General features: G+C 58.5%; 15 protein-coding genes and 3 pseudogenes. 12 read left to right on the top strand and 6 right to left on the bottom strand.

Annotated elements, in window-relative coordinates; translation table 11 throughout:
- The first annotated feature begins 515 nt into the window (after positions 1-515).
- From AC07UK_RS36360 to AC07UK_RS36335, 6 genes are all read left to right on the top strand, one after another.
- The gene (locus AC07UK_RS36360; RefSeq protein ID WP_494687918.1) at positions 516-1,166 is read left to right on the top strand and encodes a TnsB C-terminal domain-containing protein; all 651 of its coding nucleotides are present in this window, start codon (positions 516-518) and stop codon (positions 1,164-1,166) included.
- A complete protein-coding gene (locus AC07UK_RS36355) occupies positions 1,159-1,722 on the top strand; it encodes a Mu transposase C-terminal domain-containing protein (protein WP_494687917.1) in 564 nt (187 codons plus the stop codon). The genes AC07UK_RS36360 and AC07UK_RS36355 overlap by 8 nt, the downstream gene beginning before the upstream one ends.
- A 19-nt stretch (positions 1,723-1,741) precedes the next feature.
- Entirely contained in the window at positions 1,742-2,302 is a 561-nt protein-coding gene (locus AC07UK_RS36350; protein WP_494687916.1) for a TniB family NTP-binding protein, read from the top strand.
- 114 nt (positions 2,303-2,416) lie between these two features.
- Positions 2,417-3,952 carry an IS21 family transposase gene (gene istA / locus AC07UK_RS36345; RefSeq protein WP_494687921.1) on the top strand — a complete coding sequence of 512 codons (1,536 nt, stop codon included), beginning with the start codon at positions 2,417-2,419 and terminating at the stop codon, positions 3,950-3,952.
- 21 nt (positions 3,953-3,973) lie between these two features.
- Positions 3,974-4,768 (top strand): ATP-binding protein, encoded by a 795-nt coding sequence (locus AC07UK_RS36340; RefSeq protein ID WP_494687920.1) that lies wholly within the window; start codon positions 3,974-3,976, stop codon positions 4,766-4,768.
- Complete coding sequence (locus AC07UK_RS36335; protein ID WP_494687915.1) at positions 4,728-5,975, top strand: site-specific integrase; 1,248 nt, start codon at positions 4,728-4,730, stop codon at positions 5,973-5,975. The genes AC07UK_RS36340 and AC07UK_RS36335 overlap by 41 nt, the downstream gene beginning before the upstream one ends.
- On the opposite strand, the gene AC07UK_RS36330 is transcribed toward AC07UK_RS36335, so the two are convergent.
- Positions 5,972-6,301 carry a hypothetical protein gene (locus AC07UK_RS36330; protein WP_494687922.1) on the bottom strand — a complete coding sequence of 110 codons (330 nt, stop codon included), beginning with the start codon at positions 6,299-6,301 and terminating at the stop codon, positions 5,972-5,974. The two genes, AC07UK_RS36335 and AC07UK_RS36330, sit on opposite strands and share 4 nt — an antisense overlap.
- A gap of 9 nt (positions 6,302-6,310) precedes the next feature.
- Between AC07UK_RS36330 and AC07UK_RS36325 the strand changes: the two are divergent.
- A pseudogene (locus AC07UK_RS36325) lies at positions 6,311-6,631 on the top strand (tyrosine-type recombinase/integrase); the annotation flags it as partial.
- A 165-nt stretch (positions 6,632-6,796) separates the two neighbouring features.
- On the opposite strand, the gene AC07UK_RS36320 reads toward AC07UK_RS36325, so the two are convergent.
- Genes AC07UK_RS36320 through AC07UK_RS36310 form a run of 3 tightly spaced genes read right to left on the bottom strand, consistent with a single transcriptional unit; the run spans position 6,797 to position 9,971 of the window.
- Positions 6,797-7,795 (bottom strand): site-specific integrase, encoded by a 999-nt coding sequence (locus tag AC07UK_RS36320; protein WP_494687914.1) that lies wholly within the window; start codon positions 7,793-7,795, stop codon positions 6,797-6,799.
- Positions 7,792-8,736 carry a tyrosine-type recombinase/integrase gene (locus AC07UK_RS36315; protein WP_011153963.1) on the bottom strand — a complete coding sequence of 315 codons (945 nt, stop codon included), beginning with the start codon at positions 8,734-8,736 and terminating at the stop codon, positions 7,792-7,794. The genes AC07UK_RS36320 and AC07UK_RS36315 overlap by 4 nt, the downstream gene beginning before the upstream one ends.
- Entirely contained in the window at positions 8,733-9,971 is a 1,239-nt protein-coding gene (locus AC07UK_RS36310; protein ID WP_483734855.1) for a site-specific integrase, read from the bottom strand. Before AC07UK_RS36310 ends, AC07UK_RS36315 begins: the two co-directional genes overlap by 4 nt.
- A 350-nt stretch (positions 9,972-10,321) precedes the next feature.
- Between AC07UK_RS36310 and AC07UK_RS36305 the strand changes: the two genes are divergently transcribed.
- The 4 genes and pseudogenes from AC07UK_RS36305 to AC07UK_RS36290 form a co-directional block, all read left to right on the top strand.
- Positions 10,322-11,344: a tyrosine-type recombinase/integrase gene (locus tag AC07UK_RS36305; protein WP_494687913.1), complete on the top strand. Its 1,023-nt coding sequence runs from the start codon at positions 10,322-10,324 to the stop codon at positions 11,342-11,344.
- Positions 11,345-11,396: 52 nt separating this feature from the next.
- Positions 11,397-11,555 (top strand): annotated as a pseudogene (locus AC07UK_RS36300) (ATP-binding protein); the annotation flags it as partial.
- Positions 11,556-11,613: 58 nt separating this feature from the next.
- Entirely contained in the window at positions 11,614-12,081 is a 468-nt protein-coding gene (locus tag AC07UK_RS36295; RefSeq protein ID WP_494687912.1) for a TniB family NTP-binding protein, read from the top strand.
- A gap of 698 nt (positions 12,082-12,779) precedes the next feature.
- A pseudogene (locus AC07UK_RS36290) lies at positions 12,780-13,273 on the top strand (helix-turn-helix domain-containing protein); the annotation flags it as partial.
- A 249-nt stretch (positions 13,274-13,522) separates the two neighbouring features.
- On the opposite strand, the gene AC07UK_RS36285 reads toward AC07UK_RS36290, so the two are convergent.
- A complete protein-coding gene (locus tag AC07UK_RS36285) occupies positions 13,523-15,019 on the bottom strand; it encodes a CoA-acylating methylmalonate-semialdehyde dehydrogenase (protein WP_494687911.1) in 1,497 nt (498 codons plus the stop codon).
- A gap of 51 nt (positions 15,020-15,070) precedes the next feature.
- The gene (aptA, locus tag AC07UK_RS36280; protein WP_494687910.1) at positions 15,071-16,417 is read right to left on the bottom strand and encodes an omega-aminotransferase AptA; all 1,347 of its coding nucleotides are present in this window, start codon (positions 16,415-16,417) and stop codon (positions 15,071-15,073) included.
- A 101-nt stretch (positions 16,418-16,518) separates the two neighbouring features.
- Here aptA and AC07UK_RS36275 point away from each other — a divergent pair, with 101 nt between their 5' ends.
- Positions 16,519-17,427 (top strand): LysR family transcriptional regulator, encoded by a 909-nt coding sequence (locus AC07UK_RS36275; RefSeq protein WP_494687909.1) that lies wholly within the window; start codon positions 16,519-16,521, stop codon positions 17,425-17,427.
- Positions 17,428-17,439: the final 12 nt, after the last annotated feature.

The raw sequence follows: 17,439 nt of genomic DNA, 5'->3' as shown, positions 1-17,439 counted from the left end.
GAGCCATTTTTCCTGGACGAGACTTTCTTATCAGCCTGAACGCCTCAATTCACTCGGCTTGTTCAGCGTAGCCCTAATGTGAGACGAGGAAAAATCCTCCGGGGCCTGCGATGAAAGAGGAGCCCGACAAGCGCGAACTGGCAGCGGCGAAAATCTTCCTCCCCCTTGGCCAGGCGCCACTGACCCGCAAGCAAGCATTGCTTGCAGGACAGCTATTAGGCTTGCACCGTTTTTCGGTGTACCGGTTGCGTAGACGCTTTCTAGAAGACCCGGTGGCAGCGTCATTGCTCCTGTCTCCGCCTGGACCACGGCGAGGGCAATACATGTTATCGGAGCAGGTGGAGGCAATCGTTCAGGATGTCCTATCCGATTGGCTTCTGCGGCAGAAGCATCTAGCGCATCCCCTTCATGCCATTTGTCGAGAGGTCCGCATGCGGTGCACCGCTGCATGCGCCATACCACCTTCGCGCGCAACGATATCCCGCCGGTGGGCTGACCACGGTGACAAAGAATGCATGAAGCTTTCGGACGCAGCGCCGGGCCACTTTGCGGCACGGCATCCATTGGATATTGTGCAGATCGATCACACGCTTGCCGACATCATCCTGGTTGATGAGGCGTATCGCCACACGATTGGCAGACCGTCGCTTACTTTGGCAATCGACGTTGCCACACGATCGGTCGTGGCCCTGTATGTCGGTTTCGACCGCCCTAATGCGGCGACAGTCGCTCTACTTCTCACGCGGATGGTCCTGTCGAAGGCGCCCTGGTTGGCGAGCCGGGAGGTCGCCGTAGACTGGCCGATGCATGGCGTGCCGAAGGTATTGCATCTCGACAACGCTGCTGAGTTCAAAAGTAAAGCACTGCGAGCGGGTTGCAATCAGTACGGAATCGAACTGATGTATCGCCCGCCTGGCCGACCCTACTTCGGGGGCCACATAGAAAGACTGAACCGGACCATGATGGAGAAGGTGCACAGTCTGCCAGGCTCGACTGGATCGTCGACGAAAGGACGAAAAGCTCGCAAGCCAGAAGCGGAGGCCGCATTGACCCTCCGAGAGTTTGAGCAATGGTTGATGTATGAAATCGGACAGACCTACCATCACAGTGCCCATCGAGGGTTAAGCGGCGCGACACCATACTCCGCGTGGTCAGACGTTGTCTGAAGCATCGAAGTCGCGGCTTCTTCCCGACTCGGCTGCCGAAGAATTTCGCTTTCTTATTCAGTTCCTGCCAATGGCCAGTCGCACCATCCAGGCTGACGGCTTGATGCTGTTCTATCTGCATTATTGGCATCCGATCTTCGCCGCCTGGCGGGCGGCTAACCGTCGCGTCGTGGTGCGATACCATCCGGAGGACTTTTCGAAAGTCTTCGTCAGTGCCGATGGCAAGGAATACGTTGAGGCAAGCTTTGCCGACTTGCGGCGTGGCCGAATCTACCTGTGGGAGCAAAAGGCGGCACTGAAGCATCTCCGATCGCAGGGAGAATCCCACGTCACGGAGTCTGCGATATTCAACGCGATAGCCGCGCAACGCAGCATCATAGAGGGGGCAACAGCGAAGCGGCGATCTGCACACAGACGCGGAAGAGCAGGGGCGACTTCACCTTTCCCGGCGAGCGGGCAGTCCAGTCAGCAGACGAAATCCTCCGATGCGTCATCGCCCACGCCGGACGTCGACTACAGCAAGCCGGCTCCAACTTATCACGTAGAGCAACTGTGAACAGGCAATGGGTGCTTCCTTGACACACCTTCTGCCGGATGTCCGTTCTTTAGCAAAGAGCGACGACAATGTTCGCATTCTTGCCTTGGCCCGCGATCGATGGATCGACTATCCCCGCGCAACACAGGCGTTCGAGCTTCTGGACCGGTTGGTGAAGATCCCTCCACGGCAGCGTATGCCGTGCGTGCTGCTGTATGGCGACTCGAACATCGGGAAGACCCAGGTCATCGCGAAATTCGAACGGCGCCATCCTCCGGAATACGACGAAGAAGCGGGCGTGGAGCACCGGACGATTGTGTCTATGCAGATGCCACCGACGCCCGACCAGAGCCGCTTCTACACATCGCTCCTGTTTGAGCTTGGAGCGCCGTTCAACGCAGCAGCGAAGCTCAGCGTGCTCGAGAATCTGAGTCGCGAGGTGCTACGGGAAGTTTCACCGCGCATGCTGGTTGTCGATGAAGTTCATCACCTCTTGGCGGGAATGCGTTTTCCGCGCCAAACTGGACACCCATTCCACGGCAAACTGGACACTGATTCCACGGCAATCTGGACGGCCATTCCAGCGCAAACTGGACACTGATTCCGCCTCAAACTGGACAGTTTGAGGCGGCCAAGAAGGGCGTAGCAACGCGGGATAACCGTGGCACTCTGGCAGATTTTTCCGGGGTGTCAGTTGGCCAACAAGAGGTTATCCATGCGTAAAATCCAAGAAGTATTGCGGCTGTATTTCGGCCACAGCCGATCGAAGCGAGAAATCGCTCGCATCATTGGCGTCTCGCCGACCACCGTGTCCGATTACTTGGCACGTGCCAAGTTGGCGGGCCTGAGTTATCCGCTGCCGTCGGAGTTGGGCGAACCGTCCCTGGAACGGCTGCTGTTCCCGCCCAGCGAGCCGTCTTCGGTGCAGCGACCAGCGCCGGACTGGCTGCGCGTCCACAACGAACTGCGCGGCAAGGGCGTGACACTGGAATTGCTGTGGCAGGAGTACAAGGCCGGGCAGGAGGACGGCTTCCAGTACAGCGCCTTCTGCGACCACTACCGGCGCTGGCGCCAGCGGCTGTCGCTGTCGATGCGCCAGACCCACACGCCGGGAGAGAAGCTGTTCATCGACTACGCCGGCCAGACGGTGGCCGTGACGGACGGTGCTACTGGCGAGATCAAGCAGGCCCAGATCTTCGTTGCCGTTCTGGGCGCGTCGAACTACACCTACATCGAGGCGACCTGGTCCCAACAACTGCCCGACTGGATCGCCAGCCATGTGCGTGCCCTGAACTTCTTCGGCGGTTGCACCGAGTTGTGGGTGCCGGACAATCTGCGCAGCGGCGTGACCAAGGCGTCGCGCTACGAGCCGGACCTTAACCCGACCTATCAGGACCTTGCCAACCACTACGGCGTGGCTGTGCTGCCGGCCCGCGTACGCCGCCCCAAGGACAAATCGAAAGTGGAGAATGCGGTGTTGGTGATGTCGCGCTGGGTGCTGGCGCGCCTGCGCCATCAGCGCTTCTTCAGCCTTGGCGAACTGAACCGCGAGATGCGTGCCCTGCTGACCGCCCTGAACCAACGCCCGTTCAAGAAGCTGCCCGGCAGCCGCGCCAGCGCCTTCGCCGAAATGGATCAACCAGCCTTGCGCCCCTTGCCAGCACAGCCCTATGAGTACGCCGAGTGGAAGCTTGCCCGAGTCGGCGTTGACTACCACGTCGAGGTCGACGGTCACTACTACTCGGTTCCTTACCAACACGCACGCGAGCAGGTCGATGTGCGCGTCACCGGAGCGACGGTCGAGATCTTCCGACACGGCCAGCGGCTGGCCAGTCATGCCCACTGCGCCTTCAAGGGCCGGCACACGACGGTTGACATGCATATGCCGCGGACCCACCGCGAGGTCGCAGGCTGGAGCGCGGAGAAACTGACCAGCCGGGCTACTGCCATCGGCCCCCGCTGCACCACGCTGGTCGAACGCTTGTTGCACCAGCGGCGCCATCCGCAGCAGGCGTTCCGCAGTTGCCTGGGTGTGCTTCGGCTGGGACAGGAGTTCGGCAACGCGCGCCTCGAAGCGGCCTGCGCGCATGCACTCAAACTCAACGCCGTGAGTTGGAAGAGCCTGCAATCGATCCTCAAGAATAGCCTGGACTTGCAGACCCCGCCGGGCGCGCAACGCACGCTCGACCTGCCGGAGCACGAGAACCTGCGCGGCGCCCGCTACTACCAATCGAACTCCATCCTGCACTGAAGCGCGAACGAAAGGAAAATGATGCTGCACCATCCCACCTACGACAAGCTGAACAAGCTGCGCCTGTTCGGCATGGCGCGCGCCTTGCACGATCAGGGCAGCCTGGACCTTGATCACCTCGGCTTCGAAGAGCGCCTCGGCCTGCTGGTTGACCGCGAGGCAACCGAGCGTGATGGGCGGCAGTTGGCTTTGCGCCTAGTGCGCGCCAAGCTGAAGCCGAATACGGTTGCCGAAGACACCGACTACCGCCACGCACGAGGACTGGACAAGCCATTGTTCCAGCGCCTGCTGGCCGGGCAGTGGCTGTCTGAGAAGCAGAACGTGCTGCTGACCGGCCCGACGGGCGTGGGCAAGACTTGGCTCGCTTGCGCGCTGGCCCACCAAGCGTGCCGTCAGGGCTACAGTGCCTACTACGTGCGCTTGCCGCGCCTGCTCGACGAACTGAGCATCGGCCGAGCCGACGGCCGTTACACCAAATTGCTCAAGCAGTTGGCCAGAATTGACGCCTTGGTGATCGACGACTGGGGTCTGGCTGTCCTCGACGATGTGCACCGCCGCGATCTACTGGAGGTGCTCGACGACCGCCACGGCGCCCGTTCGACCATCGTCACCAGCCAATTGTTACGGGGTCGAGCTCGTAAGAGCTGTAATGCGATGAACAGCTTTATGCGGAGTCCGTCGGCGCGAACCCCGCTGCTGTCAGCGTCCAGCGGCTTTCCGTCTATGCATAATCGTGATGTCTTCGTTAGCCGTGTCGGCAAAACAGGAGGACATCATGTTTGCAAAGTACTTCGAATCTCAACAGAGAATAGATGAGCTTTCCGGGAATCCTGGAAGCTACCTGCTTGAGGGGTTCGCATCGGAGTTGTGGGAGGCCGGTTTTGCAGAAATCACTGCTCGCGGACATATTCGTGCAGCTGAACATCTGCTTCACTGGACTTACAAGAACAGAATCGCATGTACAGCTCTTTCTCCCGAGGCTATAGCACGCTTCGGTAACCACCTGAAGAGATGCACCTGTTCAAGATACGGTCATGCAGACCACAAGGGGTTGATGCATGGCGTAACCCTCTTTATGGATTACCTTCGGAAAGCCGGAGTCATGGAGCAATTCGATTCGGACACCGAGCCATTGGATCCGGATCTGTTGATTGAATTCTGCCGATGGATGCGTGAAAGGCGAGGAACGAAGAACTCGACACTGGCTACCTACAGCATCTCCATCCGGAATCTACTCAGAAACGCGGGCACTGATCCAGGGAACTTTACGGCGTCTTTGTTGCGGAAGTTTGTTCTCGACGAAAGCTCCAGGCAAGGGCTTGCAGCAACGAAGAGCTGTACGACGGCATTGCGTATGTTTCTTCGTTTCCTGATAGCCGAAGGCAAATGCAGGGCCGGTCTCGACGACTCTGTGCCCAAGGTGGCCAACTGGGGCTTGTCATCACTTCCTCGCTACATTCATGCAAACGACGTTGAGAAGGTTATCGCTTCTTGCGATCGCACTACACCGGTCGGTGTACGAGACTATGCAATAGTGCTGATGTTGGCCCGTATGGGGTTGCGGGCCGGAGATCTCGTTCGCGTGCGACTATGTGATATTGATTGGGAAGGCGCGTCGATTTCTATAACCGGAAAAAGCGGGCGTCCGACGACGTTCCCCTTAACCAGAGAAGTCGGTCGCGCGATCGTAGACTACTTGCAACGTGCACGACCACATAGCGGTGCCGGCGCGTTATTCGTCAGCTGCCGGGCTCCGTTCCACGAGTTTGCGAACCACTGTGCCGTTTCCGCCGTAGTTGAACGGGCAATGCGCCGGTCGGGTGTAGCGTGTCCGAGTAGAGGTGCTGCTCACGTGCTTCGCCATTCGGCGGCGACATCAATGTTGTGTGACGGCACCTCGCTGCAAGACATCGCTCTTGTTCTGGGACACCGGTCTACCGTCACAACGCAAATTTATGCCAAGGTCGATCTGCCTGAGTTGCAAAGGATCGCTCAGCCGTGGCCGGAGGTGCAATCATGCTAAGCGACCTCGTAGAGGCGTATATCGAGATGCGCCGCGCGTGCGGATTTGCCTTCAAGTCCGAAGGCACCTGTCTGCGGAGCTTCGCCGCATTCTCGGACGCAATGGCCAAGAACCATGTCTGCAACGAGACCGCTCTGGCGTGGGCTGCGCAGGCGAAATCGGTTCAGCAGCGTGCGCGCAGGCTGGGAAATGTCAGACGCTTCGCGCGCTATGCTCAGGCTGAGGATGCACGTCATGAAATTCCCGCGGCCGTGTTCGGGAGCGAAAAGGGTCCCAGACCGGTGCCGTATATCCTGTCTGAAGGCGACGTTCAAAAGCTTGTCCATGCCGCATTCATGCAAGGCTCTCATCCCTTGCGTCGGAGAACGTACGGTACCCTGTTTGCGCTATTGGCGTGCACAGGCCTTCGTTTATCGGAAGCCATCCGGCTTCTCTATGAGGACATCACGCCGGATGGACTGCTGATCAGACACACCAAATTCAGGAAAAGTCGCCTTATTCCAATCCACGAAACGTGCCGTTTAGCGCTGAACCGATACATCGAGCAACGGCGTTCATATGCTCCGTTCGATAGTCACGTCTTTGTTTCCTTGTGGAGGAAGCCATTAGGCGTAAAGGCAGTGGAAACAGCGTTTGACTCCGCCGCGAAGGCGGCTGGGTTGCCCTGTGCTCCAGCGCGACCACGGCCAACACCCCAGTCATTGAGACACTATATGCCCTTCCTGACTATATCGGGTAATGAGGGATTTGCCTCCGTGATCGTCCGATGCGCACTTGTTGTGGAGCCATCCCCCGTCACTACCCGACATAGTTTCATGGCCCTACAGTCCATTCAGGAAGCCGAGAAGTTCGTCTGCCGGCCGGTAGCGTCCTGGCTTGCCGTGAGCCAGAGATGTCTTCGCAAGAGCCTGGTCCTTCATCGCAAGTGTCGCTTCGAGATAGATCTGCGTGGTTTCCACCGATTCATGCCCGAGCCACAGTGCAATCACGGAACGATCAACGCCCGCCTGCAGAAGGTCCATGGCCATCGTATGCCTCAAACGGTGAACGGTGACCTGTTTCTGCTTCAACGATGGACAAATTTTTGACGCGGTCTCTCGATGCTTGTTTAGCAGATACTGCACGCCATGAACAGTGAGGCGTTCGCCCCTCGCGCTTGGAAACAGCACGTCGTCCTCACCGCGCTGGGGTTCCCGCAGCCAAGCTTTCAGTACGGCGAGCGTGGATCTGACGATGGGCGTACAACGCTCTTTCCTACCCTTGCCAATCACCCGCACGTGAGCACCGGTTCCGAGAACAAGGTCATCGCGTTTGAGTCCGGTCATCTCGGACAGGCGAAGGCCAGTTTGCACGGCGACCAGCAAAAAGGCGTGATCGCGTCGGCCGGCCCAGGTACGCTGGTCCGGTGCGGCAAGCAGGGCATCGACTTCCTGGCGAGTCAGGAATTGCACCAGGGTGCGGGTAAAGCGCTTGCTGGGGATAGCAAGCACCCGCTGGATCTGAGCGGAATGAGCCGGCGTCTCGAGCGCCGCGTAACGAAAGAAGGAATGAATTGCCGTGAGGCGAAGATTTCGACTGCGAACGCTCACGCCCTGACGCTGCTCCAGGTCATCGAGAAATGCAACGATCAAAGGGGCATCGATTTCCTCGAAATTCATGCGTGAAGGCTGCCGGTGCAGGCGTTGCTGCGCGAACTTCAGGAATTGACGAAAGGTGTCGCGATAGGAACTGATCGTGTGGGGACTCGCCTGGCGCTGCTGCATCAGGCGTTGCGTAAAAAAACGCTCCAGCAGCGGAGCGAGACTGGCGGTAGTAGTCATGGTTGAATCTCCCAGCGCTGTTCCAGCCGGCGCATCGCCTCGCGCATCAGCTCCGGCGAGGCGTTCAGATACCACTGCGTATCCGCGATGTGGACGTGACCGAGGTAAGCTGACAGGATGGGCAGGCGGCGCTCGGGGTCCTGTCCGGAACGGTACCAGCGTAAAAGCGTATTCGTCGCAAATACGTGCCTCATGTCATGCAGACGCGGGCCGTGACTGTCGGCTGCGCCACGCAGACCGATCTGCCGGGACAATGCATAGAAGTGTCGATGAATCTCTCCACTATCCAGACGATTGCCCTGGTTAGACACGAACAAGTAGGAGGACACGGGTCGCCCCGCCCAATGACGTTTGCGTCGTGCAATATAGTCCGCGAGCACTTTGCAGGTCGACGCATGCATTGGAACGAACCGGGACTTGCCAAGTTTGGCGCCGCGAATCGTCAATATTGCCGCCGTCAGATCGATGTCCTGAAGCTCAAGATTGCGCGCTTCGCCCAGACGCATGCCCGAAACGCTCAGCAAGCCAAACAGGCAGTAATAGGTCCATGGTTGCAGTTCGTCGCGCGCGTAGCGGCAGGGTATCTGAAGCGCAGCATGGAGTAGTCTGCGAATCTCATCGCTCGAGTATAGGTATGGTCGGGCCCGCTTCGGCGAAAACGGCAGCAGACCCGGTGCAGGAATCTGTGTGCGTGGGTCGGTCGCACTACGATGACGTGCAAACTCGCGCACGATACTGAGTCGTCGCGCCCAGTGCGCGGGTTGGACGTTGGAAGGTTGCTGGGCCCACATAAGAGCCAATGCCTGGGTGATGAAGGAAGCGCGGTGCCTCTCCATAAACGCGACGAAATCAGGCAATGCCTTGCCGGCATCTTTAAGCTTGAAGCCCAAGCTCCGCCTGAGGTCCAGATACTCCTGAACGGCCTGCCGCAGCGTGTTCATCGCACACCTCCCGGCCACGGTACGGCCAGGGTACGCAATGCCTTGATGTCGACCTTTGTGTAGATCTTCGTGGTCTGCGGATGATGATGTCCCAACAACTCACCAATCTCACTGAGTGACGCGCCGTGACTGAGCATCTGGCAGGCCAGTCCATGGCGAAACTGGTGCGCCCCCGTGGTTGGGGCGTCGATGCCGGCGCGCTGGAGCGAGTGCCGAACGATGGAGCCCACGCCACTCGCACCACGAAAGCCGATAACAGGCGCCTTTGCACGCAAAAACACACGGCGACTGGTGCTCTGCGGTCGCCCGTCTCGAAGGTATGCTGCAATCGCCTTTCCAACATCGGCGGGCAAAGGCAGCCCGTTACGCTGGCCACTCTTGCCGCGCACGCTTAAAACTCCTGTGTTCCAGTCAATATCGTCGAGCTCGAGAAATGCCACTTCCCCAGAACGCAGTCCCAGGCGCGCGAGCAGCAGGATGATGGCGTAATCACGACGACCAACGGCAGTCCGTCGATTGATACTGACCAGCAGTTGCTGTATCTGCTCTGGTGGAATCCCGCGAGGGATTGACTGCATCGACCAGTTGGCCACGACGGGAACAGCGGCGGCCAGATCGAGCGTCATGTCGCCCCGATAGCACGCGTAACGTAGGAAGGATCGCAGCGCTGTAGTCATGAGCTTCGCGCGCTTCAGATGCAGACGCAGTGCCTGACATTGCACAAAGTTCACGACATCGCCGGCACGCAAACGCGAAAGCCTGATGCGCCCGTCACCAAAGCAATCTTCGAGAAACTCCCTTATGAACGGCACGTAATTGACGATCGTTGCTTTGGACAGGGCGCGCGCCTCATGCAGATACTCAACGTAAGCCTGTGTACAGGACTCAATAGGGGTCAGCCGACGCGCAGGCATTCTCTGCGCCGAAATCAGCCTCTCACGATCGAGAAAATCAATGAGATGCCTGAGCGCAGCACGGTCTCCCGGACCCGGTCGCACGTGCCGCGCACGATAACGTAAGTATTGCGCACTGTGATCAGGACAGACGTTATGCAAGTCAATTCCGTTTCGGCCAAGCCAGCGGCTAAAACCTGCAACGAGCCTAACGTGGTACTTCAGTGACTGCGTACTGTATCCCTGCACAGCGATCGAGTTCGCAAAGGCGACGATATGGGACGCGAGCGGGCCTTCTGGTGCGTGTGCGAGAACGACACGGTCATGAATGGTGTATCTCATGATGGACTCCTTCCCGGATGCTCTGGGGCTGAAGGAAGGAGTCAAGACTATCTCTATCTCCGTGCATCCGTTTGCCCATGAAATAGGGCTATCTTTCGATTACAAGACATAGTCGGGAAGGACATATAGTGCCTTCTATATCGTCCACGATATAGAAGGCACACATTTGCAGTGAGGGCACTCGAGAACTGCCCGGACAGCCGGGACCGCATCACGAAACATATGGTGGCATTGTCCACATACCTCGGTCACGGTAACGTCACTCATACGTATTGGTATCTTGAAGCAACGCCTGAACTGTTGAGGGGTATCGCCGACCGCTGTGAATCATTCTTTACGGGAGAAATGTCATGACTCCAATTGCACCGCATATCACGGCATTCCTCCTGCAGCGTCTGCCGGTTGAACGCGGAGCCAGTGAAAATACCTGCGAATCCTATGCATATGCCTTTAAATTGCTTCTGGAGTTTGCCAGTCGACATCTCAAAACTCAACCGTCCCAGTTGTATCTCGAGCAGATCGATGCACCGATGATTCTCTCCTTTCTCGATCACCTCGAGACTACACGCCATAACGGCGCAAATTCACGGAACACGCGGCTGGCTGCAATCAAATCGTTTATGCGCTTCGTAGAGTATCGGGTACCTTCTTCCCTGGAGCAGGTTCGCCGGGTATTGGCACTACCGATGAAGCGGACGGAAAGCCGTCTGGTGAGTCACCTGACCCAGCAGGAAATGCAAGCGATATTGGATGCCCCGGTGCCGTCTGACTGGTTTGGAATTCGAGACCGCGCCATGCTCCACCTTTGTTTCGCCGGTGCATTGCGCGCATCAGAACTCGTCGGATTGTGCATTGGTGATTTGACCATGCAGCCGTATGCCAGTGTGGTCGTTCACGGCAAGGGGCGAAGGCAGCGATGCTTGCCTTTGTGGAAGGAAACAGCTTTGGCATTAAAAGCGTGGTTAGCTGTAAGAGGCACCGTTGCCACCCCGGAAGTGTTCATCAATGCCCGCGGAGAGGCCATGACACGTTCTGGCTTCCAATATATATTGCGAAAGCACACCAGGGTCGCGTCGACACATTGTCCATCCATCTTGCGAAAACGTGTATCTCCGCATGTGCTGAGGCATACCTGTGCGCTCACGGTCTTGCAAGCGACCAAAGACTTGCGCAAGGTCTCTCTATGGCTTGGTCATGCGAGCATGCAAACCACTGAAATGTACACTCGCATCGACCCTTCCGTGAAACTGGAGGCGCTCGAATCTGTCGTGGCGCCGAAGCTGCGTTCCGGTCGCTTCAAAGCCACGGACAAGTTGATTGCGTCGTTGAACCCTGCCCATATTATGCATAGACGGAAAGCCGCTGGACGCTGACAGCAGCGGGGTTCGCGCCGACGGACTCCGCATAAAGCTGTTCATCGCATTACAATTGCCGATCGATCACTGGCACGCCGCCATCGGCGATGCCACATTGGCCGACGCGATCCTCGACCGGCTCGTCCATAACGCGCATCAGCTCACGTTGAAAGGTGATTCCATGCGAAAAATGCGCGCCCGTTTGACAGCGCAGACTGACCAGGAGTAAAAACCGAACTTCGACCCCGCGTCGCTGCGCCCGTAGTGTCCAGTTTGGCCTGGAACGCGTGTCCAGTTTGCGTTGGAACAGGTGCCCAGTTTGCGGCGGAGCGGGTGTCCAGGTTCGGCGGAATACGCAGGGAAGTTATCGCGAGCAGCGCGCCTCACTAAACCTGCTCAAATTTCTCGCCAACGATCTCAAGATGACGATTGTCCTTGTGGGAACGCACGATGCTGAGTTTGCACTTCAGACCGATTCGCAAATGAGCAGTCGCTTTGCGCGCTTCGAGATGCCTCGATGGCAGGAGTCGGAAGGCTTCCGAGGCCTCCTGGCGGCATTCGAGCGCATTCTTCCTTTGCGACGGCCATCAAATCTGTCGAGGCGAGAAGTTGTCTCGGCGGTTCTGGCGGCGAGCGGAGGTTTGACCGGTGAGGTCTCGCGGCTTTTGAATTCTGCCACCGAGCTTGCGATCCGCGATGGAAGGGAAATGATTGATGTCTCCCACATTGAACACGCCCGGCGCTGCGTGCTCTAACCGGCCGAGGCCGTGGCCAGTTGCACCGCGTCCCTTTGATGGGGAGGCATTTGGAGGCTGGCTTGGACGACTCGCTGCAAAGTACTCCATGACGGTCGAGCAGCTTTGGACGCACGCCGATCTCGGTCCGATGCCAACCCTGACGCAATGGAAATGGCTACTGTTTCCGCCAGTGCCGATCGAGACCTTGGAACGTTTCTCACAGCTAACCCACGTGAGCGTGGATCGCCTGAGAGCTATGCAGACCCCAATCGGTTGGATCTACGAAAGACGTCGCTTACGGATATTGCTATCCCTGTTTGATCCTGGATCGCACCGATGTATGTTCGCCATTCTGGAAACTCGAGTGGCTGGATCCGACCTTTTCAATGTGCGTGCAACATCCCGGCAAGCTCGAAACGACTTGCTACTGGAATCTCTATTACCTTGGCAATTTTAATCAGCTGCTTCGAAGAGCGTACGCAACGCCCCACCGGGACCTTGTTTCGCATTGAAAAGCTACAGTCGCATGGATGCTGAGCGTAATAAGCAACGGTCGCATGAATGTTGAGCGTGGGTCGCACGAATGACGATCTTCAACATTGGCTCCCCTGGAAAGGCGCTTCTAAAAAAACGCAATTAATCGACAAGAGCCAAAACACCACAGCCTGTGAAACTAGTCCATTGCGTCATTGAAAAAGCACCCCGTCCGTGGTTAGATCCGGTACATGGGAAATATGAATCTGACCGAGCTCGAGCGTGAACAACTGCTGGCGGCGACACGCAGCCGAACCATTCGAGCGGTCGACGCGCGTCGGGCCAAGCTGATCCTGACGCTTGAAGACGGCGAGTCCCGCGACGCAATCATTGAGCGGCGGGGTTGCGATTCGCGTTTCATCTCGCGTTGGTCGGGCCGGTTTCTGGCCGAGCGCCTGGCAGGCTTGTACGCGCGCCACCAGGACGAGCGCTGCTGCAGCCGCCGGAAAAGCTCGAGGCGCGTGTGCTGGGCTACACGCTCAAGCGCAAGCCCGCGGACGGGGCGACGCATTGGAGCAGCTACAAGCTTGCCGCGGAACCGGGGGGCGTATCCGTCTCGACCGTGCAGCGCATCTGGCGCAAACATGGCGTGCGCCCGCACAGGTTGGAGCGGCACATGATCCCCAATGATCCCAACTTCGAGACCAAGGCCGCAGACGTGATCGGGCTGTACCTGACTCGCCGGCGCATGCGGGAACGAGGGACTTCGTTGTGGAACGACCGGGCTCCGTGCTGTAACGGTCAAGAGGCAAGAGCCTTCCGTCCTGATTTCCGGCAGTTTGCCGCTGACGATGTCCGCAATGAGCTTTCCTGACGAAGCCGTTTGGAGGCGCGACCGGAAGCTGTATGGCCAACGAGCACTCGTCGCGCCAGTCAGGGTGGAGGCGCAACTAGGCTTTTCGGGCCTAGCATCGCCTCCTAAGGGTTAGCTGTTGCTCGGGAACGCGAATTGCGCCTTCTCGTTGCTCTCGCGCTTCGGCCAGCGCTGGGTGATCGCCTTGCGACGGGTGTAGAAGCGCACGCCGTCCGGGCCGTAAGCATGCAAGTCGCCGAACAGGGAGCGCTTCCAGCCACCGAAGCTGTGGTAGGCGACGGGTACCGGTAGCGGAACATTGACGCCAACCATGCCGACTTCGATTTCGTCACAGAAGATGCGGGCAGCTTCGCCATCCCGCGTGAAGATGCACGTCCCATTGCCATACTCGTGAGCGTTGATCAGCTGCATTGCGTCCTGGAGGCTCTTGACGCGCACGATGCACAGTACCGGACCGAAAATCTCATCCTTATAGATGCTCATTTCGGTGCTGACGTTGTCGAACAGCGTACCGCCGACAAAGTAGCCGTTTTCATGTCCAGGTACTTTGAGGCCTCGACCATCGACCAGCAGCTTGGCGCCCGCGGCTTCACCCGCCGCGATGTATCCGGTTACTCGGTCGAGCGCGGCAGCCGTAACCAGAGGACCCATATCCAGGCCACACGAGGTACCCGGGCCAATCTTGAGTGCCTGGATTTGCGGAACAATCTTCTGGATTAGCGCATCGGCAATCTCGTCCCCGATACAAACGGCAACCGAGATGGCCATGCATCGCTCGCCGCAGGAGCCGTATGCCGCTCCCATCAGTGCGTTGACGGCACTGTCCAGGTCAGCGTCCGGCATGAAGACGGCATGGTTCTTTGCGCCGCCAAGCGCCTGGACCCGCTTGCCACGCTTCGTGCCTTCGGCATAGATGTACTCCGCAATGGGCGTGGATCCGACAAAGCTCAGAGCCTTGACGTCGGGATGCTCAATCAGCGCATCGACGGCTTCCTTGTCGCCGTTGACGACATTGAGGACGCCTTTGGGCAGGCCCGCTTTGTGGAAGAGCTCAGCAATCATAAGCGTCGAGCTGGGGTCACGCTCGGACGGCTTGAGGACAAAGGTGTTTCCGCAAGCGATGGCGAGCGGGTACATCCACAGCGGTACCATCGCCGGAAAGTTGAACGGGGTGATGCCGGCAACCACGCCCAGCGGTTGGAAGTCACTCCAGGCGTCGATGTTGGGGCCTACGTTGCGGTTGTATTCGCCCTTGAGCAGTTCGGGAGCTCCGCACGCGTATTCCACGTTCTCGATGCCGCGCTTGAGTTCACCGGCAGCGTCTTCGATAGTCTTCCCGTGTTCCTGGCTGATCAGCTCCACGATGGCCTTCTCGTTCTCTTCGAGCAATTGCTTGAAGCGGAACAGCACCTGTGCCCGCTTCGCCGGGGGGGTATTGCGCCACGCCGGGAACGCTGCCTTGGCGGTCAGGATAGCGTGTTTCAAGGTAGCGGAATCCGCCAGGACAATCTGGCGGGATATCTCACCGGTGGAAGGGTTGTAGACCGACGAGGGGCGGCCTTCGCCCACGACACGCTCGCCATTAATGAAATGCGGGATGGTGTTCATACTGAATCCGGAACGATGGTAGTTGCTGAAAAGGCTGGTGCCAAAATTGCCTCAGGCAAGGGTTTCGATGACAGAACCGACGGCATCAAACATGGTGTCGAGCTCGCTGGTCGCGGTATTGAACGCCGGACCAAACTGGAGCGTGTCGCCGCCAAAGCGGACGTAGAACCCTTTCCTCCACAGCGCGAGACCGGCCTCAAATGGGCGGATAGTCGCGTCACCGTCACGCGGGGCAAGCTGGATCGCGCCGGCCAGGCCGCAGTTGCGAATGTCGACGACGTGCTTCGCACCGCGGATGCCGTGAATTGCCTGCTCGAAATGGGGAGCCAGGTCGGCAGCCTTCTGAATCAGGTTCTCACGCTTGAGCAAGTCCAGCGTAGCCATGCCGGCAGCGCAAGCAACGGGGTGGGCTGAATACGTGTAACCGTGTGCGAACTCGACGGCATGCTGCGGCGCCGTCTGGTTCATGAACGTCTCGTAGATTTCGCTGGAAGCGATAACCGCGCCCATGGGGATTGCGCCGTTGGTGAGCTGCTTGGCGACATTCATGAGGTCGGGGGTCACGCCGAAGAACTCCGCGCCGGTGGCCTCACCCATGCGGCCGAAGCCGGTGATGACCTCATCGAAAATCAGCAGGATGCCGTGCTGGTCGCAAATTTCGCGCAGACGCTGGAGGTAGCCCTTGGGAGGGACAATGACGCCGGCCGAACCCGACATCGGCTCCACAATGACGGCCGCGATGTTCGATGCGTCGTGCAGTTCGATGAGTTTGAGCAGCTCGTTAGCGAGCTCGACGCCGCCGGTCTCGGCCTGGCCCTTGGTGAACGCGCAATCCGCCTGCAGCGTGTGCGGCAAGTGGTCCACGTCCATCAATTGGCCAAAGGTCTTCCTATTGCCACCGATGCCGCCCAGGCTTGTGCCTGCGACGTTCACGCCGTGATAGCCGCGGGCGCGACCAATGAGCTTGGTCTTTGCAGGTTGGCCCTTGAGCCGCCAGTATGCGCGAGCCATCTTCACGGCCGTATCGGCGCATTCCGAGCCAGAGTTGGTGTAGAAGACGTGCTTCAGATTGCCAGGCATCATGTCCACGATGCGCTCGGCGAGCGTGAACGACAGCGGGTGGCCGAACTGGAATGCTGGCGAGTAGTCCAGCGTGCCCAGCTGGCTAGCAACGGCCTCCTGAATTTCTTTCCGGCTATGACCAGCACCACATGTCCACAGACCCGACAGCCCGTCGAAGACCTTGCGACCATCGGCGTCGATGAGAAACCGTCCCTCAGCAGCAACGATTAGACGCGGGTCCTGAAGAAAGCTGCGGTTCGCGCTGAACGGCATCCAGTGAGCGCTGAGGTTCAGCGCATTCTTGTTCTTGAGGGCGTGGGCGGTCGAGGGGTTCACGAAGGCTTCCTTTGATGAGGGTCTACGTGCATGAGTGTGGCCTCTCCATTGAGTGAGTAAAATACAATTCTTCTTACGATTACTTATTGTATTGCTCACCTATGAGGAAGCTTCCGCTATCCCAGGTCACGGATTTCGACCTTAGGCTGCTCCGGGTCTTTCGGACGGTTGCAGAAGTAGGTAGCTTCGCCGCTGCGGAAAGTACGTTAGGAATCACACGGTCGGCGATTAGCCTCCACATGAGTGACCTTGAGAAGCGACTGGGTGTCCGGCTGTGCCAGCGGGGGCGGGCGGGATTCGCCTTGACCGACGAGGGGCGCGAAGTTCTGAGAGCAGGGGAGGCGGTACTCGCTGCAATTGAGGGCTTCCGGACTGAAGTGAATCAGCTCCACCAGAACTTGAGGGGCGAACTCAATATCGGGCTCATGAACAACCTCGTGACCCAGCCCAAGATGCGCATTACCGATGCGTTGAGGTCAATACGACGCCAGAGCGGCGGGGTGCGCATCAATATCAGCATGAGCACGCCTGGGGAAATTGAGCGTGGCTTGCTGGATGGCCGCTTGCATGTCGGTGCCTTGCCGCTCATCACGACCCTGACCGCGTTGGAATACAGCCCCCTTTATGAAGAGCGATCGTCTCTCTACTGTGGTCGGGGACACCGATTGTTTGCATCAGCAGGGAGCGTGACCATGGCCGACCTGAGAGATACGCCCGCGGTGGCTCCAAGCTATCGGATGAGCGCTGAAGCTATGCAATTGCACCAAGACCTCGCCTGCACTGCGACGGGGACGGACCGAGAGGGCATAGCATTCTTGATTCTCACAGGCGAATACATCGGCTTCTTGCCAGACCATTTCGCTGCCACGTGGGTTGAGAAGGGGATGCTTGCGACCCTGGCACCGGGGGAAATGCAGTTCGTCGTGACGCTAGGAGTTGCCACGCGAAAGGCGAGAAGGAGGAACCTCATTGTGGATCGGTTCCTCGAAGTGCTCCTTCAAAACGCCTGACACAAATTTCTA

This window comes from Cupriavidus sp. GW821-FHT07C08, assembly GCF_059419025.1.
The sequence above is the reverse complement of the archived record's forward strand: the minus strand, read 5'-3'. Positions and strand labels throughout refer to the sequence as shown.

Bases quoted from the DNA above. Each gene is read 5' to 3' on its own strand.
- AC07UK_RS36320 (WP_494687914.1), bottom strand. From the start codon at position 7,795: ATGACTACTACCGCCAGTCTCGCTCCGCTGCTGGAGCGTTTTTTTACG.
- AC07UK_RS36275 (WP_494687909.1), top strand. From the start codon at position 16,519: ATGAGGAAGCTTCCGCTATCCCAGGTCACGGATTTCGACCTTAGGCTG.
- AC07UK_RS36330 (WP_494687922.1), bottom strand. From the start codon at position 6,301: ATGGACAAGCTTTTGAACGTCGCCTTCAGACAGGATATACGGCACCGG.
- AC07UK_RS36340 (WP_494687920.1), top strand. From the start codon at position 3,974: ATGCTGCACCATCCCACCTACGACAAGCTGAACAAGCTGCGCCTGTTC.
- istA (WP_494687921.1), top strand. From the start codon at position 2,417: ATGCGTAAAATCCAAGAAGTATTGCGGCTGTATTTCGGCCACAGCCGA.
- AC07UK_RS36285 (WP_494687911.1), bottom strand. From the start codon at position 15,019: ATGAACACCATCCCGCATTTCATTAATGGCGAGCGTGTCGTGGGCGAA.
- AC07UK_RS36360 (WP_494687918.1), top strand. From the start codon at position 516: ATGAAGCTTTCGGACGCAGCGCCGGGCCACTTTGCGGCACGGCATCCA.
- AC07UK_RS36305 (WP_494687913.1), top strand. From the start codon at position 10,322: ATGACTCCAATTGCACCGCATATCACGGCATTCCTCCTGCAGCGTCTG.
- AC07UK_RS36335 (WP_494687915.1), top strand. From the start codon at position 4,728: ATGTTTGCAAAGTACTTCGAATCTCAACAGAGAATAGATGAGCTTTCC.
- AC07UK_RS36310 (WP_483734855.1), bottom strand. From the start codon at position 9,971: ATGAGATACACCATTCATGACCGTGTCGTTCTCGCACACGCACCAGAA.
- AC07UK_RS36315 (WP_011153963.1), bottom strand. From the start codon at position 8,736: ATGAACACGCTGCGGCAGGCCGTTCAGGAGTATCTGGACCTCAGGCGG.